This is a genomic window from Pseudomonas sp. PGPR N4, assembly GCF_059693665.1.
Map to the genome: position 1 here is coordinate 92704 of NZ_JCAUKV010000008.1, position 15378 is coordinate 108081.

15 protein-coding genes are annotated in these 15378 nt (G+C 62.3%); 9 read left to right on the forward strand and 6 right to left on the reverse strand.

Going from position 1 to position 15378, the window contains the following annotated elements:
- Window positions 1-122: 122 nt before the first annotated feature.
- The 4 genes from AC58X1_RS23705 (at window position 123) to bamJ (ending at window position 4456) form a co-directional block, all read left to right on the forward strand.
- Window positions 123-2561, forward strand: a complete 2439-nt coding sequence (locus AC58X1_RS23705; RefSeq protein WP_103436004.1) for a Lon protease family protein — start codon at window positions 123-125, stop codon at window positions 2559-2561.
- Between the two features lie 162 nt (window positions 2562-2723).
- Entirely contained in the window at window positions 2724-3062 is a 339-nt protein-coding gene (locus AC58X1_RS23710; protein WP_101316388.1) for a PA4575 family protein, read from the forward strand.
- 114 nt (window positions 3063-3176) lie between these two features.
- A complete protein-coding gene (locus tag AC58X1_RS23715; RefSeq protein WP_101316390.1) occupies window positions 3177-3665 on the forward strand; it encodes a TIGR00645 family protein in 489 nt (162 codons plus the stop codon).
- Between the two features lie 173 nt (window positions 3666-3838).
- On the forward strand, window positions 3839-4456 hold the full coding sequence (bamJ, locus tag AC58X1_RS23720) for a BamJ family beta-barrel-assembly machinery protein (protein ID WP_101316392.1): 618 nt from the start codon (window positions 3839-3841) through the stop codon (window positions 4454-4456).
- A 40-nt stretch (window positions 4457-4496) separates the two neighbouring features.
- On the opposite strand, the gene AC58X1_RS23725 is transcribed toward bamJ, so the two are convergent.
- The 3 genes from AC58X1_RS23725 to AC58X1_RS23735 all read right to left on the reverse strand — a co-directional run bounded on the left by AC58X1_RS23725 (window position 4497) and on the right by AC58X1_RS23735 (window position 6437).
- Complete coding sequence (locus AC58X1_RS23725; RefSeq protein ID WP_101316394.1) at window positions 4497-4742, reverse strand: PA4570 family protein; 246 nt, start codon at window positions 4740-4742, stop codon at window positions 4497-4499.
- Window positions 4743-4889: 147 nt separating this feature from the next.
- Window positions 4890-5231 carry a zinc ribbon domain-containing protein YjdM gene (locus AC58X1_RS23730; protein ID WP_101316396.1) on the reverse strand — a complete coding sequence of 114 codons (342 nt, stop codon included), beginning with the start codon at window positions 5229-5231 and terminating at the stop codon, window positions 4890-4892.
- Window positions 5232-5468: 237 nt separating this feature from the next.
- Complete coding sequence (locus AC58X1_RS23735; RefSeq protein ID WP_101316398.1) at window positions 5469-6437, reverse strand: polyprenyl synthetase family protein; 969 nt, start codon at window positions 6435-6437, stop codon at window positions 5469-5471.
- A 245-nt stretch (window positions 6438-6682) separates the two neighbouring features.
- On the opposite strand from AC58X1_RS23735, the gene rplU reads away from it, so the two are divergent.
- The 5 genes from rplU to AC58X1_RS23760 all read left to right on the forward strand — a co-directional run bounded on the left by rplU (window position 6683) and on the right by AC58X1_RS23760 (window position 10366).
- Window positions 6683-6997 (forward strand): 50S ribosomal protein L21, encoded by a 315-nt coding sequence (gene rplU, locus AC58X1_RS23740; RefSeq protein ID WP_101316400.1) that lies wholly within the window; start codon window positions 6683-6685, stop codon window positions 6995-6997.
- 38 nt (window positions 6998-7035) lie between these two features.
- Entirely contained in the window at window positions 7036-7293 is a 258-nt protein-coding gene (gene rpmA / locus AC58X1_RS23745; RefSeq protein ID WP_101316402.1) for a 50S ribosomal protein L27, read from the forward strand.
- A gap of 186 nt (window positions 7294-7479) precedes the next feature.
- Window positions 7480-8706, forward strand: a complete 1227-nt coding sequence (gene cgtA / locus AC58X1_RS23750; protein WP_101316404.1) for an Obg family GTPase CgtA — start codon at window positions 7480-7482, stop codon at window positions 8704-8706.
- 75 nt (window positions 8707-8781) lie between these two features.
- Window positions 8782-9900 carry a glutamate 5-kinase gene (gene proB, locus AC58X1_RS23755; protein WP_101322938.1) on the forward strand — a complete coding sequence of 373 codons (1119 nt, stop codon included), beginning with the start codon at window positions 8782-8784 and terminating at the stop codon, window positions 9898-9900.
- A 4-nt stretch (window positions 9901-9904) separates the two neighbouring features.
- Window positions 9905-10366 (forward strand): CreA family protein, encoded by a 462-nt coding sequence (locus tag AC58X1_RS23760; RefSeq protein WP_497429562.1) that lies wholly within the window; start codon window positions 9905-9907, stop codon window positions 10364-10366.
- 143 nt (window positions 10367-10509) lie between these two features.
- Here AC58X1_RS23760 and mksF read toward each other — a convergent pair whose 3' ends face one another.
- The 3 genes from mksF to mksB are packed head-to-tail and all read right to left on the reverse strand — an operon-like array spanning window position 10510 to window position 15300.
- Window positions 10510-13341 (reverse strand): Mks condensin complex protein MksF, encoded by a 2832-nt coding sequence (mksF, locus tag AC58X1_RS23765; RefSeq protein WP_497429563.1) that lies wholly within the window; start codon window positions 13339-13341, stop codon window positions 10510-10512.
- Window positions 13338-14042 carry an Mks condensin complex protein MksE gene (gene mksE, locus AC58X1_RS23770; protein ID WP_497429564.1) on the reverse strand — a complete coding sequence of 235 codons (705 nt, stop codon included), beginning with the start codon at window positions 14040-14042 and terminating at the stop codon, window positions 13338-13340. The genes mksF and mksE overlap by 4 nt, the downstream gene beginning before the upstream one ends.
- Window positions 14032-15300 carry an Mks condensin complex protein MksB gene (gene mksB, locus AC58X1_RS23775; RefSeq protein WP_101316412.1) on the reverse strand — a complete coding sequence of 423 codons (1269 nt, stop codon included), beginning with the start codon at window positions 15298-15300 and terminating at the stop codon, window positions 14032-14034. The genes mksE and mksB overlap by 11 nt, the downstream gene beginning before the upstream one ends.
- Window positions 15301-15378 lie beyond the last annotated feature (78 nt).

A 15378-nucleotide genomic window follows, 5' to 3' on the forward strand; every position in this document is an offset into this window, starting at 1 on the left:
ACAAAAAATTGCATGAGTAATTGCCAGAGGTTGGCTGCGACATAAAGTCCCGGTGAGCCTTGCAACGTGCGGTCAGGCAGCGCCAGAATGCTTTCATCGCCCCGCCGAAGTAAGGAAACCCAATGCCCGATCCTGTCGCTGCGCGCCTGCGTCTTGCGCCTGAAGCCCTGACCCGGCGTTTTTCTCCCGAGCAGTTTGCTTTCACCAATACTGACGATCTGGAACCGTTTCGCGGCGTTCTGGGCCAGGAACGTGCTGTCGAGGCCCTGCAATTCGGTGTGGCCATGCCGCGCCCTGGTTACAACGTGTTTGTCATGGGCGAGCCGGGTACCGGTCGCTTCTCTTTCGTCAAACGCTACCTGCGCGCCGAGGGCAAGCGCCAGAAGACGCCGGCTGACTGGGTCTACGTCAACAACTTCGAGGACATGCGCGAGCCGCGTGCGCTGGAACTGCCGTCGGGCACTGCCGGCGAGTTCATCAGTGACATGAACGGTTTGATCGACAACCTGCTGGCGACCTTCCCGGCAGTGTTCGAGCACCCGTCCTACCAGCAGAAAAAAAGCGCCATCGACCGCGCCTTCAACCAGCGCTACGACCGTGCCCTGGACGTTATCGAACGCGCCTCGCTGGAAAAGGACGTGGCCCTGTACCGCGACGCCAGCAACGTTGCCTTCACGCCGATGAGCGACGGCAAGGCGCTGGACGAAGCGGAGTTTGCCCAGTTGCCGGACGAAGTGCGCGAGCGCTTCCACGACGACATTTCGCAGCTTGAAGAGCGTCTCAACGAAGAGCTTGCCAGCCTGCCGCAATGGAAGCGTGAGTCGAACAACCAACTGCGCCAGCTCAACGAAGAAACCATCACCCTGGCACTGCAGCCGCTGTTGGCACCGCTGTCGGAAAAATACGCTGAAAACGCAGCAGTCTGCGCCTATCTGCAATCGGTGCAGTTGAACCTGCTGCGCACCGTGGTTGAAGAACTGGTCGATGACGCCAAGGCCGACCCGGTCGCGCGCAAGATGCTCGAGGAGTATTACGCGCCAAGCCTGATGGTCGGTCACCCCAACAGCGGTGGCGCGCCGGTAGTGTTCGAGCCGCACCCGACCTACGACAATCTGTTCGGTCGCATTGAATACAGCACCGACCAGGGCGCGCTGTACACCTCCTACCGCCAGCTGCGTCCAGGTGCCTTGCACCGGGCCAATGGCGGCTTCCTGATCCTTGAAGCAGAGAAGATGCTCGGCGAGCCGTACGTCTGGGACGGCCTCAAGCGTGCGTTGCAGTCGCGCAAGCTGAAGATGGAGTCGCCGCTGGGTGAGCTGGGCCGCGTAGCCACGGTCAGCCTCGCGCCGCAGATGATCCCGCTCAACGTCAAGTTGGTGATCATTGGCTCGCGTCAGCTGTACTACGCGCTGCAAGACCATGACTCGGACTTCCAGGAGATGTTCCGGGTGCTGGTCGACTTCGACGAAGACATGCCCATGGTCGACGAGAACCTTGAGCAGTTCGCCCAGTTGCTGCGTACCCGCACCAACGAAGAGGGCATGGCGCCATTGACCAGCGACGCGGTTGCGCGTCTGGCCACCTACAGCGCTCGCCTGGCAGAAAACCAGTCACGCCTGTCGGCACGCATCGGCGACCTGTTCCAGTTGGTCAGTGAGGCGGACTTCATCCGCCAGTTGGCCAACGGCGAAATGACTGATGCCGGGCACATCGAACGAGCCCTGAAAGCCAAGGCGACTCGTACCGGGCGCGTCTCGCAGCGGGTGCTCGACGACATGCTGGCCGGGATCATCCTGATCGACACAGAAGGTGCGGCGATCGGCAAGTGCAACGGCCTGACCGTGCTCGAGGTGGGTGATTCGGCGTTCGGTATGCCGGCGCGGATCTCGGCCACGGTGTATCCGGGGGGGAGCGGTATCGTCGACATCGAGCGTGAGGTCAATCTGGGCCAGCCGATTCACTCCAAGGGGGTGATGATCCTAACCGGGTATCTGGGCAGCCGGTACGCCCAGGAATTCCCTCTGGCGATCTCGGCGAGCATCGCCCTTGAGCAGTCCTACGGCTATGTCGATGGCGACAGTGCGTCGCTGGGCGAGGCCTGTACGCTGATCTCGGCGCTGTCGCGCACGCCGCTCAAGCAGTGTTTCGCCATCACCGGCTCGATCAACCAGTTTGGCGAGGTGCAGGCGGTTGGCGGGGTCAACGAGAAGATCGAGGGCTTCTTCCGCCTGTGCGAAGCGCGCGGCCTGACCGGCGAGCAAGGGGTGATCATCCCGCGCGCCAATGTCGCCACGTTGATGCTCGATGAGCGTGTGTTGCAGGCAGTGGAGGCGGGTCAGTTCAACGTCTACGCGGTCAGCCAGGCGGATGAAGCGTTGAGCCTGCTGGTCGGCACCGATGCCGGTACGCCGGATGAGAACGGTGAATTCCCCGAGGGCAGTGTCAATGCCCGAGTGGTCGAGCGGCTCAGCGAGATTGCCGAAATGATCAGCGAGGAAGACATCAAGGACGCTGAGAAGGAGCGTATGGAGGAGATGATCGCTCAAGCTAAACCGGCGTAAGTCAAAAAAACGGCGCTGGCGGCAATGTGCTACCGTTCGGCGCCGGTTTTCCATCTTTTTCCGTTGATCTTCTATGCTGGAACTTAGGGAGAGCAACAGCGTTCAGGATGGAAACAGCCTGCACTGATTGGCTGAAATGGTTACCTCGGAGGGGACGCCGCCATGCGCAACCTCAGCCTCACCCGCCAGTGCCTTGGCCTGGTGACTCGTATTGAATGCAGCATTCGTCCGCTGTCTGGCGACAACGGCATGTGGACGCTGCTGTTTGCGGCCGGCATGGCCGGTGAGCAGCCCTCGGCGATCAAGGCCCAGGGGCCGTTTCATGGACCGCTGGTGGCCGAGTCGGTGCTCAACGCGATTGTCGACAGCCTGACCTTGCATGGTTACCACGTCGCTGAAGACCCGCAGATCTGGTGTGTGCACCTGCAAGGGCAACTGCGCAAGATCAACGGTGAACGCTGCCGCAATCTGGGCGACTATCAGTTTCATCCTGAAACCTGACCCGCCTGCTTGAGCGATTTGTACCCTGCGGCAACCGACCGCAGGCTTTTGCTGTAACAGGTGGGTGGCTATACTCGCGATCGCTTTCCGCTCACCTGACGAGTTTTATCCTCCATGGAACGTTTTCTCGAGAACGCGATGTACGCATCGCGTTGGTTGCTTGCCCCGATCTACTTCGGCCTGTCGCTTGGCCTGCTGGCGCTGGCGCTGAAGTTCTTCCAAGAAGTCCTGCATGTGCTGCCCAATGTGTTCGCTCTCAGTGAGGCCGACCTGATCCTGGTCATCCTGTCGCTGATCGACATGTCGCTGGTTGGCGGCCTGCTGGTGATGGTGATGATCTCTGGCTACGAGAACTTCGTCTCGCAGCTGGACATCGACGACAGCAAGGAAAAGCTCAGCTGGCTGGGCAAGATGGACTCGACCTCGCTGAAGATGAAAGTCGCCGCGTCGATCGTGGCAATTTCTTCAATTCATCTGCTGCGGGTGTTCATGGATGCGCAGAACATCTCCACCGACAAGCTGATGTGGTACGTGATCATCCACATGACCTTTGTCATTTCCGCATTTGTCATGGGTTATCTGGACAAGCTGACCAAGCACTAAGCACTGCTCTGGCGCATTGCTCATGCCGCCCGACCGTTGCCCAACGGCCGGGCGGTTGTGTATCTGCGGTGCGCAGTGGCCCGGTAGCTGATCTGCTGCGCTGCAGTGTGCTAGGCTGCTCGCCCTTTTGATCAAGGGCGCGGCTGCACTGCGCCCTGCTGCGGAGCAAGTCAATGTCCGAACTCATTCTGTCCACCGACGAAACCCGCGTCAGCTACGGCATTGGCCGTCAGCTCGGCGGTCAGCTGCGTGACAACCCGCCACCAGGCGTCAGCCTGGAAGCCATCGTCGCCGGCCTGACCGACGCCTTCAATGGCGTTGAAAGCCGCGTCAACGAGGCCGACCTGTCGGCTGCGTTCAAGACCATCCGCGACATCATGCAAGCCGAAGCCGCTGCCAAGGCTGAAGTCGCTGCTGCTGTGGGCGTCGAGTTCCTGGCTGAAAACGCCAAGCGCGAAGGCATCACCACCCTGGCTTCGGGCCTGCAGTTCGAAGTGCTGACCGCCGGTGTTGGCGCCAAGCCAAGCCGCGACGACACTGTACGCACCCACTACCACGGCACCCTGATCGACGGCACTGTATTCGACAGTTCCTACGATCGTGGTCAGCCTGCTGAATTCCCGGTTGGTGGCGTGATCGCCGGCTGGACCGAAGCTCTGCAGCTGATGAATGCCGGCAGCAAATGGCGCCTGTATGTGCCGAGCGAGCTGGCTTACGGCGCTCAAGGCGTTGGCAGCATCCCGCCGCACAGCGTTCTGGTGTTCGACGTCGAGCTGCTCGACGTTCTGTAAGACTGTCTGGGCCGCCTGGTGCGGCCCTTTCGCTTGACCTTCAGTTCCAGTCCGTCCCGCCAGGGCGCAATGCCCGTGCATAGCAGAACAGAAACAAATTGCGTACCAGCTCCTTGAGCACCACCGGCTCGCTTGAATTAAGCCCATGCAGGTCCAGGTCACCCTGGTCGCGTAGCTCGTTGAGGGCGTCCTGTTCAAGTACCGCGCACACTTCACCGGTCTCGCGGTGGAGGATTCTCAGGTAGGGATGGGGGCGGTCCAGCCAGGCGTCGATCAGATAAGTCATGGCTACTCTCCTTGGATAGCTGTTTCCAATGAGAATAATTCTTATTATCAAAATAGCAAGTAACTATTGGTTTTTTTCGCCAATGGTCGGTCGATCCTGTTGCAGGATCTGTCGGGGCCACCGAGGGCAGCCCCAGACCAGAGCAAGTCAGACCTTGCGCACGAACTCGGACTTGAGCTTCATCGGGCCGATGCCGTCGATCTTGCAGTCGATGTCATGGTCGCCGTCGCACAGGCGGATGTTCTTGACCTTGGTGCCGACCTTGACCACCAGCGAGGTGCCCTTGACCTTGAGGTCCTTGATCACGGTGATGGTATCGCCGTCCTGCAGGACGTTACCGACCGAATCCTTCTTCACCACGTCATCGCTGGCTGCTTCGGCATCGCCGCTGGCCGACCACTCGTGGGCGCATTCAGGGCAGATCAGCTGGGTGCCGTCTTCGTAGGTATATTCGGAATTGCATTTGGGGCAGGCAGGCAGAGTGCTCACTACGGGTCCTTTGGCAGGGCTGGAAAAGCCTACATTGTATAAGGTTTTGCCCGTGAGCGGGGCGATGAGATCAGTTCTCGTCATCCAAGGTTGTGCGCGGTCCGTGTAGGAGCGGCCTTGCGTCGCGAAAGGCCCGCAAAGCGGGCCCGGCGATTCTGTGGTGTGATACATATCTTTGGGGCCGCTGCGCGACCCTTTCGCGACACAAGGCCGCTCCTACAAAGCGCGACTTGCAGCTTAGTGAGTACGGGCTACCGCAAACTCGCTGAGTTCGACCAGTGCATCGCGGTATTCGCTGGCTGGCAGTACTTCCAGGCAGGCGATGGCGCGGGCGACGTAGTCGCGGGCCATCTGCGCGGTGTAGGCGAGGGCGCCTGAGTCGTGCACGGCAGCGCGAATCTGCTCGAGATCTTCCAGGCCACCCTTCTGGATCGCCTTGCGCACCAGTGCGGCCTGCTCGGGCGAGCCTTCGCGCATGGTGTAGATCAGCGGCAGGGTCGGCTTGCCTTCGGCCAGATCGTCGCCGACGTTCTTGCCAAGTGTCTCCGAGTCGCCCTGATAGTCGAGCAGGTCGTCGACCAGCTGGAAGGCCACGCCAAGGTGATCACCAAAGGTGCGCAGCGCTTCACGTTGCTCGTCGCTGGCACCGGCCAGCGCAGCGGCGCTGTGGGTCGAGGCTTCGAAGAGCATCGCGGTCTTGCCGCGGATGACTTCCATGTACACCTCTTCGCTGGTGCTCGCATCACGCACCCGCGACAGCTGCAGCACTTCGCCTTCGGCGATCACGCGAGTGGCCTTGGCGAGGATCTGCATCACCGACATCGAACCCAGTTCGACCATCATTTCGAACGAGCGCGAATAAAGGAAGTCGCCCACCAGCACGCTCGGCGCGTTGCCCCACAGCGCGTTGGCGGTGGAGCGGCCACGGCGCATGCCGGACATGTCGACCACATCGTCGTGCAGCAGGGTGGCGGTGTGGAGGAACTCGATGGTCGCTGCCAGCAGGCGCAGGTCGTCGCTTTCGCGACCCAGCGCCTTGCCGCAGAGCAGTACCAGCAAGGGCCGCAGGCGTTTGCCGCCGGCCGACGTGATATAGTCGCCGATCTTCGATACCAGCGGCACGCGCGAGGTCAGCTGCTTCTTGATGATCTCGTCGACGGCGCTGAAATCATCAGCTACCGCGCGGTAGAAGGTTTGGGGTTGCATCGGCTGCTCCATTGGGGTTGCGCGGCATGCTAGGTCGAGGGTTGCGGTGTGTCAAGGCACGCTGCCAGCCGCGCCGGGGCGGGACTTGCAAGGCCATCCTGGGTTGCGTACAATCGCGCACCCTAACTTTCCTGGGCAGCACCTGCCTTACGCAATTGCGCCGGGCCGTTCCAGCCTTGTGCAGCCATGCCAGCCAATACTCAATATATAAAGAGCTGGGTGAGCAGGATTATCGGAGAAATACCATGTCTTACGCAGTAATTGTTACCGGCGGCAAGCAGTACAAAGTCGCTGAAGGTGAATACCTGAAGATCGAGAAACTGGAAATCGCCACTGGCGAATCCGTGACCTTCGATCGCGTCCTGCTGGTTGCCAATGGCGACGCAGTCACCATCGGTGCTCCAGTTGTTGCTGGCGCTACCGTGGTTGCCGAGGTCATCTCGCAAGGCCGTCACGACAAGGTTCGCATCATCAAGTTCCGTCGTCGTAAGCACCACATGAAGCGTATGGGCCACCGCCAGTGGTTCACCGAGATCAAAATCACCGGCATCCAGGCTTAATTTCCTAGATCCCCTGAATTTATTTGGAGAATTGAACCATGGCTCACAAGAAGGCTGGTGGTAGTACTCGTAACGGTCGCGACTCAGAATCGAAACGCCTTGGCGTGAAGATGTATGGCGGCCAGGTCATCAAGGCCGGCAACATCATCGTCCGTCAGCGTGGCACCCAGTTCCACGCCGGCTACGGCGTTGGCATGGGCAAGGATCACACCTTGTTCGCCAAGATCGAAGGCGTGATCAAGTTCGAGAAGAAAGGCGAATTCAACCGCCGTTACGTGAGCGTCGTCGCGGGCTAATCGCGCTGTCGCTGGAGAAGCCCCGTCACGCGACGGGGCTTTTTCGTTTGTGGTGAGCCTCTTGCAAAGCTGTTTGTCTCGGCTGCCGGCGTCGGTCTCTGCGTCTCGGGGTCGCCGCGCTCATTTTTGCAAGAGCCTCATGTTTTTGAGTCATTTCAACTCGTCTGCTGACGAGAGGCGGTTTCTATGAAGTTTGTTGACGAAGTATCGATCCGGGTCAAAGCCGGTGATGGCGGTAACGGTTGCATGAGCTTCCGCCGCGAGAAGTTCATCGAGAACGGTGGCCCCAACGGTGGTGATGGCGGCGACGGTGGCTCGGTGTACATGATTGCCGACGAAAACCTCAACACCCTGGTCGACTATCGCTACACCCGTCACTTCGACGCCCAGCGCGGCGCCAACGGCGGCAGCACCGACTGCACCGGCAAGAAGGGCGAAGACATGATCCTGCGGGTGCCGGTTGGCACCACCGTGATTGATGCCTCGACCCAGGAAGTGATCGGCGACCTGGTCAAGGCCGGGCAAAAGCTGATGGTCGCCCAAGGCGGCTGGCACGGCCTGGGCAACACCCGTTTCAAGTCCAGCACCAACCGTGCGCCACGCCAGACCACCCCAGGCAAGCCGGGTGATCAGCGTGACCTGAAACTGGAAATGAAAGTCCTCGCTGACGTCGGCCTGCTCGGCCTGCCCAACGCTGGCAAAAGTACCTTCATCCGTTCGGTATCGGCCGCCAAGCCGAAAGTCGCCGACTACCCGTTCACCACTCTGGTGCCAAACCTGGGCGTGGTCAGCGTCGACCGCTGGAAGAGCTTCGTCATCGCCGACATCCCCGGCCTGATCGAAGGCGCCTCGGAAGGTGCCGGCCTGGGTATCCGCTTCCTCAAGCACCTGGCGCGTACTCGCATCCTGCTGCATCTGGTTGACCTGGCGCCGCTGGACGAGACCAACTCGGCCGACGCTGCCGAAGTCATCGTCAACGAGCTGACCCGCTTCAGCCCGTCGCTGGCCGAGCGTGAGCGCTGGCTGGTGCTGAACAAGTCGGACATGCTGATGGACGACGAGCGTGACGAGCGGGTCAAGGAAGTGGTCGAGCGCCTGCAGTGGAAGGGCCCGGTCTATGTGATCTCGGCAATCTCCAAGCAGGGTACCGAAGCCCTCAGCCGCGACATCATGCGCTATCTCGAAGACCGCGCCGACCGCCTGGCCGCCGACCCGGCCTACGCCGCGCAGCTGGCCAGCCTCGATCAGCGCATCGAAGACGAAGCGCGTGCTCAGTTGCAGGCCCTGGACGATGCCCGTACCTTGCGCCGCACTGGCGTCAAGAGCGTGCACAGCGTTGGCGAAGACGATGTCTGGGATGATGATTTCGAGGACGACGAAGACGGCCCGGAAATCATTTACGTGCGCGACTGACCGCTTGCAGTACACTAAACGCCGCTCTCAGGAGCGGCGTTTTAGTATCTACGAATCGACATGGGTTGGATGAAGATGCGAAGCAAGGTGACGGGCGCGAAGCGCTGGGTCGTGAAGATCGGCAGCGCCCTGCTGACCGCCGATGGCAAGGGTCTGGACCGCGGTGCCATGGGCGTTTGGGTCGAGCAGATGGTGGCCCTGCGTGAAGCAGGGGTGGAGTTGGTGCTGGTCTCTTCCGGGGCCGTAGCAGCGGGCATGAGCCAGCTTGGCTGGAACAAGCGACCGAGTGCCATGAACGAGCTGCAGGCCGCCGCCTCGCTGGGCCAGATGCGCCTGGTGCAGGCGTGGGAGTCGAGCTTTGGTGAGCACGGCAAGCACACCGCGCAGATCCTCCTGACCCACGACGATCTGTCTGACCGCAAGCGTTACCTGAATGCCCGCAGCACCCTGCGCACTCTGGTCGATCTGGGTGTGGTGCCGGTGATCAACGAGAACGACACGGTGGTCACCGACGAGATCCGTTTCGGCGACAACGACACCCTTGCAGCGCTGGTGGCCAACTTGGTCGAGGCGGACCTGCTGGTGATCCTCACCGACCGCGATGGCATGTTCGATGCCGACCCACGGCACAACCCCGACGCCCAGCTGATCTTCGAAGCGCGCGCCGATGACCCGGCGCTCGACGCCGTGGCCGGCAGCACCGGCGGTGCGCTGGGCCGCGGCGGCATGCAGACCAAACTGCGTGCGGCGCGCCTGGCGGCGCGTTCCGGTGCGCACACCATCATCATTGGCGGGCGCATCGAGCGCGTGCTGGATCGGCTCAAGGCCGGTGAGCGCCTGGGCACGCTGCTGTCGCCAGAGCGCGGCATGCTCGCGGCACGCAAGCAGTGGCTGGCAGGCCACCTGCAGACCCGCGGCACGCTGGTGCTCGACGAGGGTGCCGTGCAGGCACTGCGCCAGGCCAACAAGAGCCTGCTGCCGGTTGGGGTCAAGACTGTTCAGGGCAGCTTCCGTCGCGGCGAGATGGTGATCTGCGTCGGCCCGGACGGCCATGAAGTGGCCCGCGGGCTGGCCAATTACAGTGCATTGGAAGCGCAGAAGATCATCGGCCAACCGTCCGATGCAATCGAAGCGTTGCTTGGCTACAGCGCGGAGCCCGAGCTGGTGCACCGCGACAACCTGGTTCTGGTGTAAGGGGATGACTGTGCTGAAAAAGCTGTTTGCCGTGGCGGTGTTGATGATGCCGATGGTCGCGGGCGCTGAAGAAATCGGCCAGGTCTCGACCGTGTTCAAGTTTGTCGGGCCGAATGACCGGATCGTCGTCGAAGCCTTCGATGACCCCAAGGTTGAGGGTGTGACCTGCTACCTGTCGCGGGCCAAGACTGGTGGCGTCAAGGGCGGCCTGGGCCTGGCCGAGGATCGTGCAGAAGCGTCGATCGCATGCCGTCAGGTTGGGCCGATCAACTTCAAGGGTGAACTCAAGGACGGTGACGAGGTGTTCAAGGAGCGCACCTCGCTGGTGTTCAAGACCATGCAGGTGGTGCGTTTTCTCGACAAGAAGCGCAACACCCTGGTGTACCTGGTCTACAGCGATCGCATGATCGAAGGCAGCCCGCAGAACGCGGTGACCGCGATTCCGATTCTGCCTTGGGCGCAGTAGCAGGTAGTACGTATTTCGGGGCTGCTTTGCAGCCCTTTCGCGACACAAGGCCGCTCCTACAACAGCAGATCGCTGCTTTCCTGTAGGAGCGGCCTTGTGTCGAGAAAGGGCCGCGCAGCGGCCCCACTAGCGCAGATCACAGATCAGGCCAACTCTTCGGCCACATCCTCACGCACAATCGCCTTCTCTGCATCGATCCGGCTGATGTACTTCCAGTCCGATTCGTCGATGTAGATGCCATTCGGCCCGCTACCACCTTCCAGATCGATCGCCACGTGCGCCGACACCTGTGGCTTGACGCTGGCCAGAATCGGCACGAAGCCCAGCTGCTGGCTGGTCTCGAGCAGCGCCGCCTGGTTGCGTTCGTCGATGTCGGCGGCCTCGTCGAGGTAGTACGGCAAGCGAATGCGTCCGGCCAGGTCGCGGTCCATCAGGTGCAGCAACAAGTACATGTTGGTCAGCGCCTTGATGGTCATGGTGGTGCCGTTGGAGGCAGCGCCATCGATGTCGGCGTGGATCACCGGCTGGCTGTTGATCTTGGTGATCTCGAACGCCAGCTCGAACAGGTCCTTGAGGCCCAGTTGGTTGTGGTTGGCTGCCACCAGCCGGGCCAGGTACTCCTTGGCCTCTTCGTTCTTGTGATCCTGGTCGCTGCTCTGGGTCAGGTCGAACACCGACAGGGTCTCGCCTTCTTCGTACTGGCCAGCGCTGTGGATGATCTGGTCGATGTGCTTGAGCGCTTCCTTGTTCGGCGCCAGCACCACGCGGAAGCTTTCCAGGTTGGACACCTGGCGCTTGTTGATCTCGCGGTTGAACAGCGCCAGCTGGTGCTCGAGGCTGTCGTAGTCGCTGCGGATGTTGCGCAGTGTCCGGGCGATGTCGGTAACCGCCGCACGGCGCGCCTTGGCCAGGGTCAGGGCTTCTTCGGTGCGGTGCGAGTAGGCGTTGATCAGCAGCTGCAGGCGGCGCTCGATGTCGTCTTCGCTGTCGAACTTGGCCACCCCTTTGAGGCGTACCTGGGCGTACAGCGCCTCGATCTGGTTATCCGCCCGTTGCAGCGCCTGCCAGCTGTCCTGGTAGTCATTGAGCAGCGGCAGCAGGTTGTCCATCGAGTCGTCCACCGCTTCCATGAACGGCGTGCCGAACGGCATGTCGTTGGGTAGCAGCTGACGGCGGCGCAGGGCGTCTTCGAGGGTGCGCTGCTTGGCTTCGAGGTCGGCCAACTGACGGCCGACCAGTTGCAGCTTGGCCGACAGTTGCTGGACGCGCTCGGTGAAAGCGTCGCTGGAGCGCTTGAGCTCGTCCTGGGCCGCTTCAAGCTGGGCCAGTTGCTCAAGCTTTTCTGGCTCTTCGGCGGCCAGGGTTTCGCTGCGGCGGAAGTCTTCCAGGGCCTTTTGCGCATCCAGTACCTGCTGGTACAGGGCTTCGGTCTGGGCTTTGCTGGCGGTGCGGTCGGCGGCGACCGCCTGCTGGGTCTTGAGCTGCTTGAGCTCGCGGTCGAGGCGGTCTTTCTGGTCGCGCAGAGCCGCGCGGTCAGCCAACGCTTGCAGCGCCGGCGGCTCGATGTGCGAGAGGTCGATGGACAGGCCCGGGGCTTCGAAACGCTCGCCCTTGAAGCTGTCGAGCACCGCTTCCAGTGACTTGACCCAGAGGTCGCTGTCATCCAGTTCGATGCCGCGCTCGCCCAGCGGCAGGCTGAACAGTGCGCCGTTGAACAGGCGCATCAGGCGGTCGACGTCGCCTTGCGATAACTCTTCGCGCAGGCGTGCGTAGCTGTTGTTGTCGGCATGATCGAGCTGCTGCTTGACCACCTTGACCCGCTTCTCCAGATCCCGCACACGTTCGTCGAGGTCTTCGGCGGAGAACTGCCGCGATTGCGCCAGGGCGCCGGCAAGTTCGTCGTGGGCGTCCTTGGCGGCAAGCAACTGCTGCTCGAGGACGCGTACATCATCGACCAGCGCAAAGCGATTCTTCAGCACCGACAGTTCGCCCAGCCAGCGCTGGATACCGCTGATCTCGCGCTCCAGGCGCATCAGCTCCTGGGTACCGCCGCGTTGGTCGTTCTGCAGGCGGTCCTGCTCACTGCGGTAATGCTCGGACTGGATCACCAGTTCTTCTTTACGCGCCATGGCATATTCCTGCCAGGTGCCGAGCAGGTTATCCAGCAGCGGCGACAGGCGATGCAGCTTGCCACGCAGGATGTCGCGCTGGGCGACGCCGCCGGCCAGGGCTTCGACCAACGGCCCGGCGGCGACCAGGGCGTTGTAATCGCCTTCCATGCGGCGTACGTCGCGGAAGGCCTCTTCGCAGGCAGCGATGTAGTCGACGCTGCCCGAGCGCAGGCTGTGCTCGAAGGCATCGAGGAACAGCTGCTTGAGCTTGGCTGCAGTGATTTCGCGCATGTGCAGCAGGTTGATGAACAGGGCGCGGAAGGTCTTCAGGCTCTGCTCGCTGGTCGAGCGCAGCGGGATCAGGGTCAGGTCCAGTGGCACCGAAGTATGGCCACCGACCAGCAGACGGCGCAGTTCGTCGGGCTTGAGCTCATAGGCCTTGAGGCCATTGCGCTCAAGGTTGGTGAACAGCTCCTTTTGGCGCAGGCAGGTGTCGTCTTTCTGGTAGTGAGCCAGGTCCAGCTGGCCTTGGTAGGCAAAGAACTGGTGACCGAAGCCGCCGCCCGGGCCGCGGCCGACCACGCCAATCACGTGCGGGCCATGGGGCAGGTCCAGCTCGCAGAGGATGTAGCTGGTGTCGCTGGCGAAGTAGAAACGGCGCGACTGCTCGAGGCTGTACTTGCCGAAGCTCATGTCCGACATGCGCGCCAGAATCGGGAACTGCAGGGCGTTGATCGACGCCGACTTACCCAGGTTGTTGGCGCCATAGACCGACAGCGGGTGCTCCAGCGGGAACAGGCCGAGGCTGTAGCCGGCGGTGTTGAGCAAGGCGAAGCGGCGGATGCCGTAGCGTTGCTGGCTCATGCGTCAATCTCCTGTTGCTCTTCGCTGATGGCGCGGGCAAGGGCGTCTTCTTCGCTCTCGTCGCCGGCAAACGGGCTGAGGTCGAGCGGGTCGTCGGTTTCCAGTTGCTCGGCGCTGTCGTCGTCGGCCAGCACCGGTACCGGCAGTGGCAGGGCGCTGTGCAGGGTCGCGGCCAGGTCGCGGTCCTGCTGCACCGACAGGCACACATCGATGAAGCGGTGCATCGGCGGCAGGAAGCGGTAGATGCCGCCTTCTTCATGGGCGAAGCCCAGTTGGGTCATGCGCCGGAGGATCTTTTCTTCAAGCTCGTCGACGGTCTGTACTTCGGCCTGGATGAACAGGTCGCGGTACTTTTCCAGCAGCGACGGCAGCTCATCGCGGCCGATGCTGCCGCCATCGAGCACGGCGATCGGGTCGCGGCCCTGGTCAGCCAGGTGCTCGACCAGGATGAAGGTGAACAGCGAAAGGCGCTGGGCGGTCTTGTTGACCTGCGCAGCGGCCAGCTCTGGCACGAAGTAATAGAAACCGCGGGTATCGCACACCAGCTCGAAGCCAAGCGCCTTGAACAGGGTGCGGTACTGGTCCTGGAAGTTCGACAGCTGGGCGTACAACTCGGGGTCGCGGCGGCTGACGTGGAAACCTTTGAACAGCTCGCGGAAGATCGGCGCGAGCTGGGACAGTTCGGAGAGATCAAGATGCATTGGCTGGGCTCGCAGTGGATGCAGGCGATGATTCGGTCAGGGCGAAGGAGCGCAGGCTCACCCGGTGTTCGGTGGTGAGATAGTCGCGCCGTTCGAGGCGCTCGCGGCTGAAGCGCTTCTCGCGCGACAGGCGCGAGAACCAGTACAGCAGCTCGTCGGTGGCGCCTTCGGGCTCCTGCTCCAGCAGCCAGACCATCAGGTCGGGCAGCGGCAGCGCGCTGGCACAGCGTTCGAGCATCTCCTTGACCGTGCGCGGGGCACGTGGCGTCGGGCCCTTGTCGGTGCGGTGGGCCTTGGGGAAGCGCGCCGGCTTGGGCTCGAAGCGGGCCAGCGCGTAAACGTAGGCCTCGACCTGGCTGGCGCTGCCGAGAAAGGTGCTTTGCGGTCGAGTGAACATCGGCATGGCCGCGTGCGGCACGGCATCGATGCCCTTGCGCCGGATCACCGACAGGGCCAGCGCCGCGCCGCGGGTCACGGCGTTGTGCCGGCGCGCTTCTTCGCGCAGCGGCAGCAGCAGTTCGCGGGCATGGCGCAGGGTCAGCTGGGCGCTGGTCTGCATCTCGAGGATGCGCGCATGGGTGCGCAGGAGCATGTCGTCGTCGACCAGGTGGCCGAGCCGCGCCTGCTCGCCGAGCAGGCGCAGCAGCACTGTCTCGACCTTGCGCACGCCTTGCTCGAAGGCGCCGTCGGCGTTGACCAGCTGGATCATCGGCTCGACGTACTCGTCCCAGGTTGCCAGTACTTCGGCGTAGCGCTGGCGCAGCGGGATCTGCCGGTTGCTGGTCTTGGCCCGTTCGGCTACCGCGACCAGCGCCTGCTCGTCGTTGTCGAGTTTCTTCAACACGTCGCGCACGCGCATGTCGAGCAAGCGCAGCTGGCGCGCCAGGTCATCGCTGTCGCGGTTATCGAAAGCGTCCTGAATATGCCCGGCCAGGCGCTCCAGGTGGCGCAGATAGGCTTCGATTTCCAGGCACAGGCCGAGCCGGTGCTCGCGGCGCAGGTAGGCCAGGAAGTCGTGGATCTGCGCATTCAGCTCGAAGCGGTTCGGGCTTTTTGCCACCGGTACCAGAATATCCAGGCGGATCCACACATCGAGCAGCTGGGTGATGTCCTGCGGGGTGCTTTCTACCTGCTGGCGGCCGAGTTGCTGGCGCAGTTCGATCAGGCTCAATGTGCCCTGGTCGAAACGCTCGCACAGCGGCTCGATCAATGCCCAGTGTTCGGCGAGGGCGCGCAGGACGCGCTTGGGTTCGATCATTGGCGGGTCGACTCGTTGCCAAATTAAAGCCGGCGATTGTACTGCATCCAGGGGGGAGGAATTCACCCCTTGGTCTGT

What these genes read in the sequence shown, in the direction of transcription:
- AC58X1_RS23725 (WP_101316394.1), bottom strand. Translation starts at nt 4,742, where the DNA reads ATGACTTATCTGATCGACGCCTGGCTGGACCGCCCCCATCCCTACCTG.
- AC58X1_RS23760 (WP_497429562.1), top strand. Translation starts at nt 9,905, where the DNA reads ATGACTGTGCTGAAAAAGCTGTTTGCCGTGGCGGTGTTGATGATGCCG.
- rpmA (WP_101316402.1), top strand. Translation starts at nt 7,036, where the DNA reads ATGGCTCACAAGAAGGCTGGTGGTAGTACTCGTAACGGTCGCGACTCA.
- mksE (WP_497429564.1), bottom strand. Translation starts at nt 14,042, where the DNA reads ATGCATCTTGATCTCTCCGAACTGTCCCAGCTCGCGCCGATCTTCCGC.
- AC58X1_RS23715 (WP_101316390.1), top strand. Translation starts at nt 3,177, where the DNA reads ATGGAACGTTTTCTCGAGAACGCGATGTACGCATCGCGTTGGTTGCTT.
- proB (WP_101322938.1), top strand. Translation starts at nt 8,782, where the DNA reads ATGCGAAGCAAGGTGACGGGCGCGAAGCGCTGGGTCGTGAAGATCGGC.
- bamJ (WP_101316392.1), top strand. Translation starts at nt 3,839, where the DNA reads ATGTCCGAACTCATTCTGTCCACCGACGAAACCCGCGTCAGCTACGGC.
- AC58X1_RS23735 (WP_101316398.1), bottom strand. Translation starts at nt 6,437, where the DNA reads ATGCAACCCCAAACCTTCTACCGCGCGGTAGCTGATGATTTCAGCGCC.
- AC58X1_RS23710 (WP_101316388.1), top strand. Translation starts at nt 2,724, where the DNA reads ATGCGCAACCTCAGCCTCACCCGCCAGTGCCTTGGCCTGGTGACTCGT.
- mksF (WP_497429563.1), bottom strand. Translation starts at nt 13,341, where the DNA reads ATGAGCCAGCAACGCTACGGCATCCGCCGCTTCGCCTTGCTCAACACC.
- cgtA (WP_101316404.1), top strand. Translation starts at nt 7,480, where the DNA reads ATGAAGTTTGTTGACGAAGTATCGATCCGGGTCAAAGCCGGTGATGGC.
- mksB (WP_101316412.1), bottom strand. Translation starts at nt 15,300, where the DNA reads ATGATCGAACCCAAGCGCGTCCTGCGCGCCCTCGCCGAACACTGGGCA.
- AC58X1_RS23705 (WP_103436004.1), top strand. Translation starts at nt 123, where the DNA reads ATGCCCGATCCTGTCGCTGCGCGCCTGCGTCTTGCGCCTGAAGCCCTG.
- rplU (WP_101316400.1), top strand. Translation starts at nt 6,683, where the DNA reads ATGTCTTACGCAGTAATTGTTACCGGCGGCAAGCAGTACAAAGTCGCT.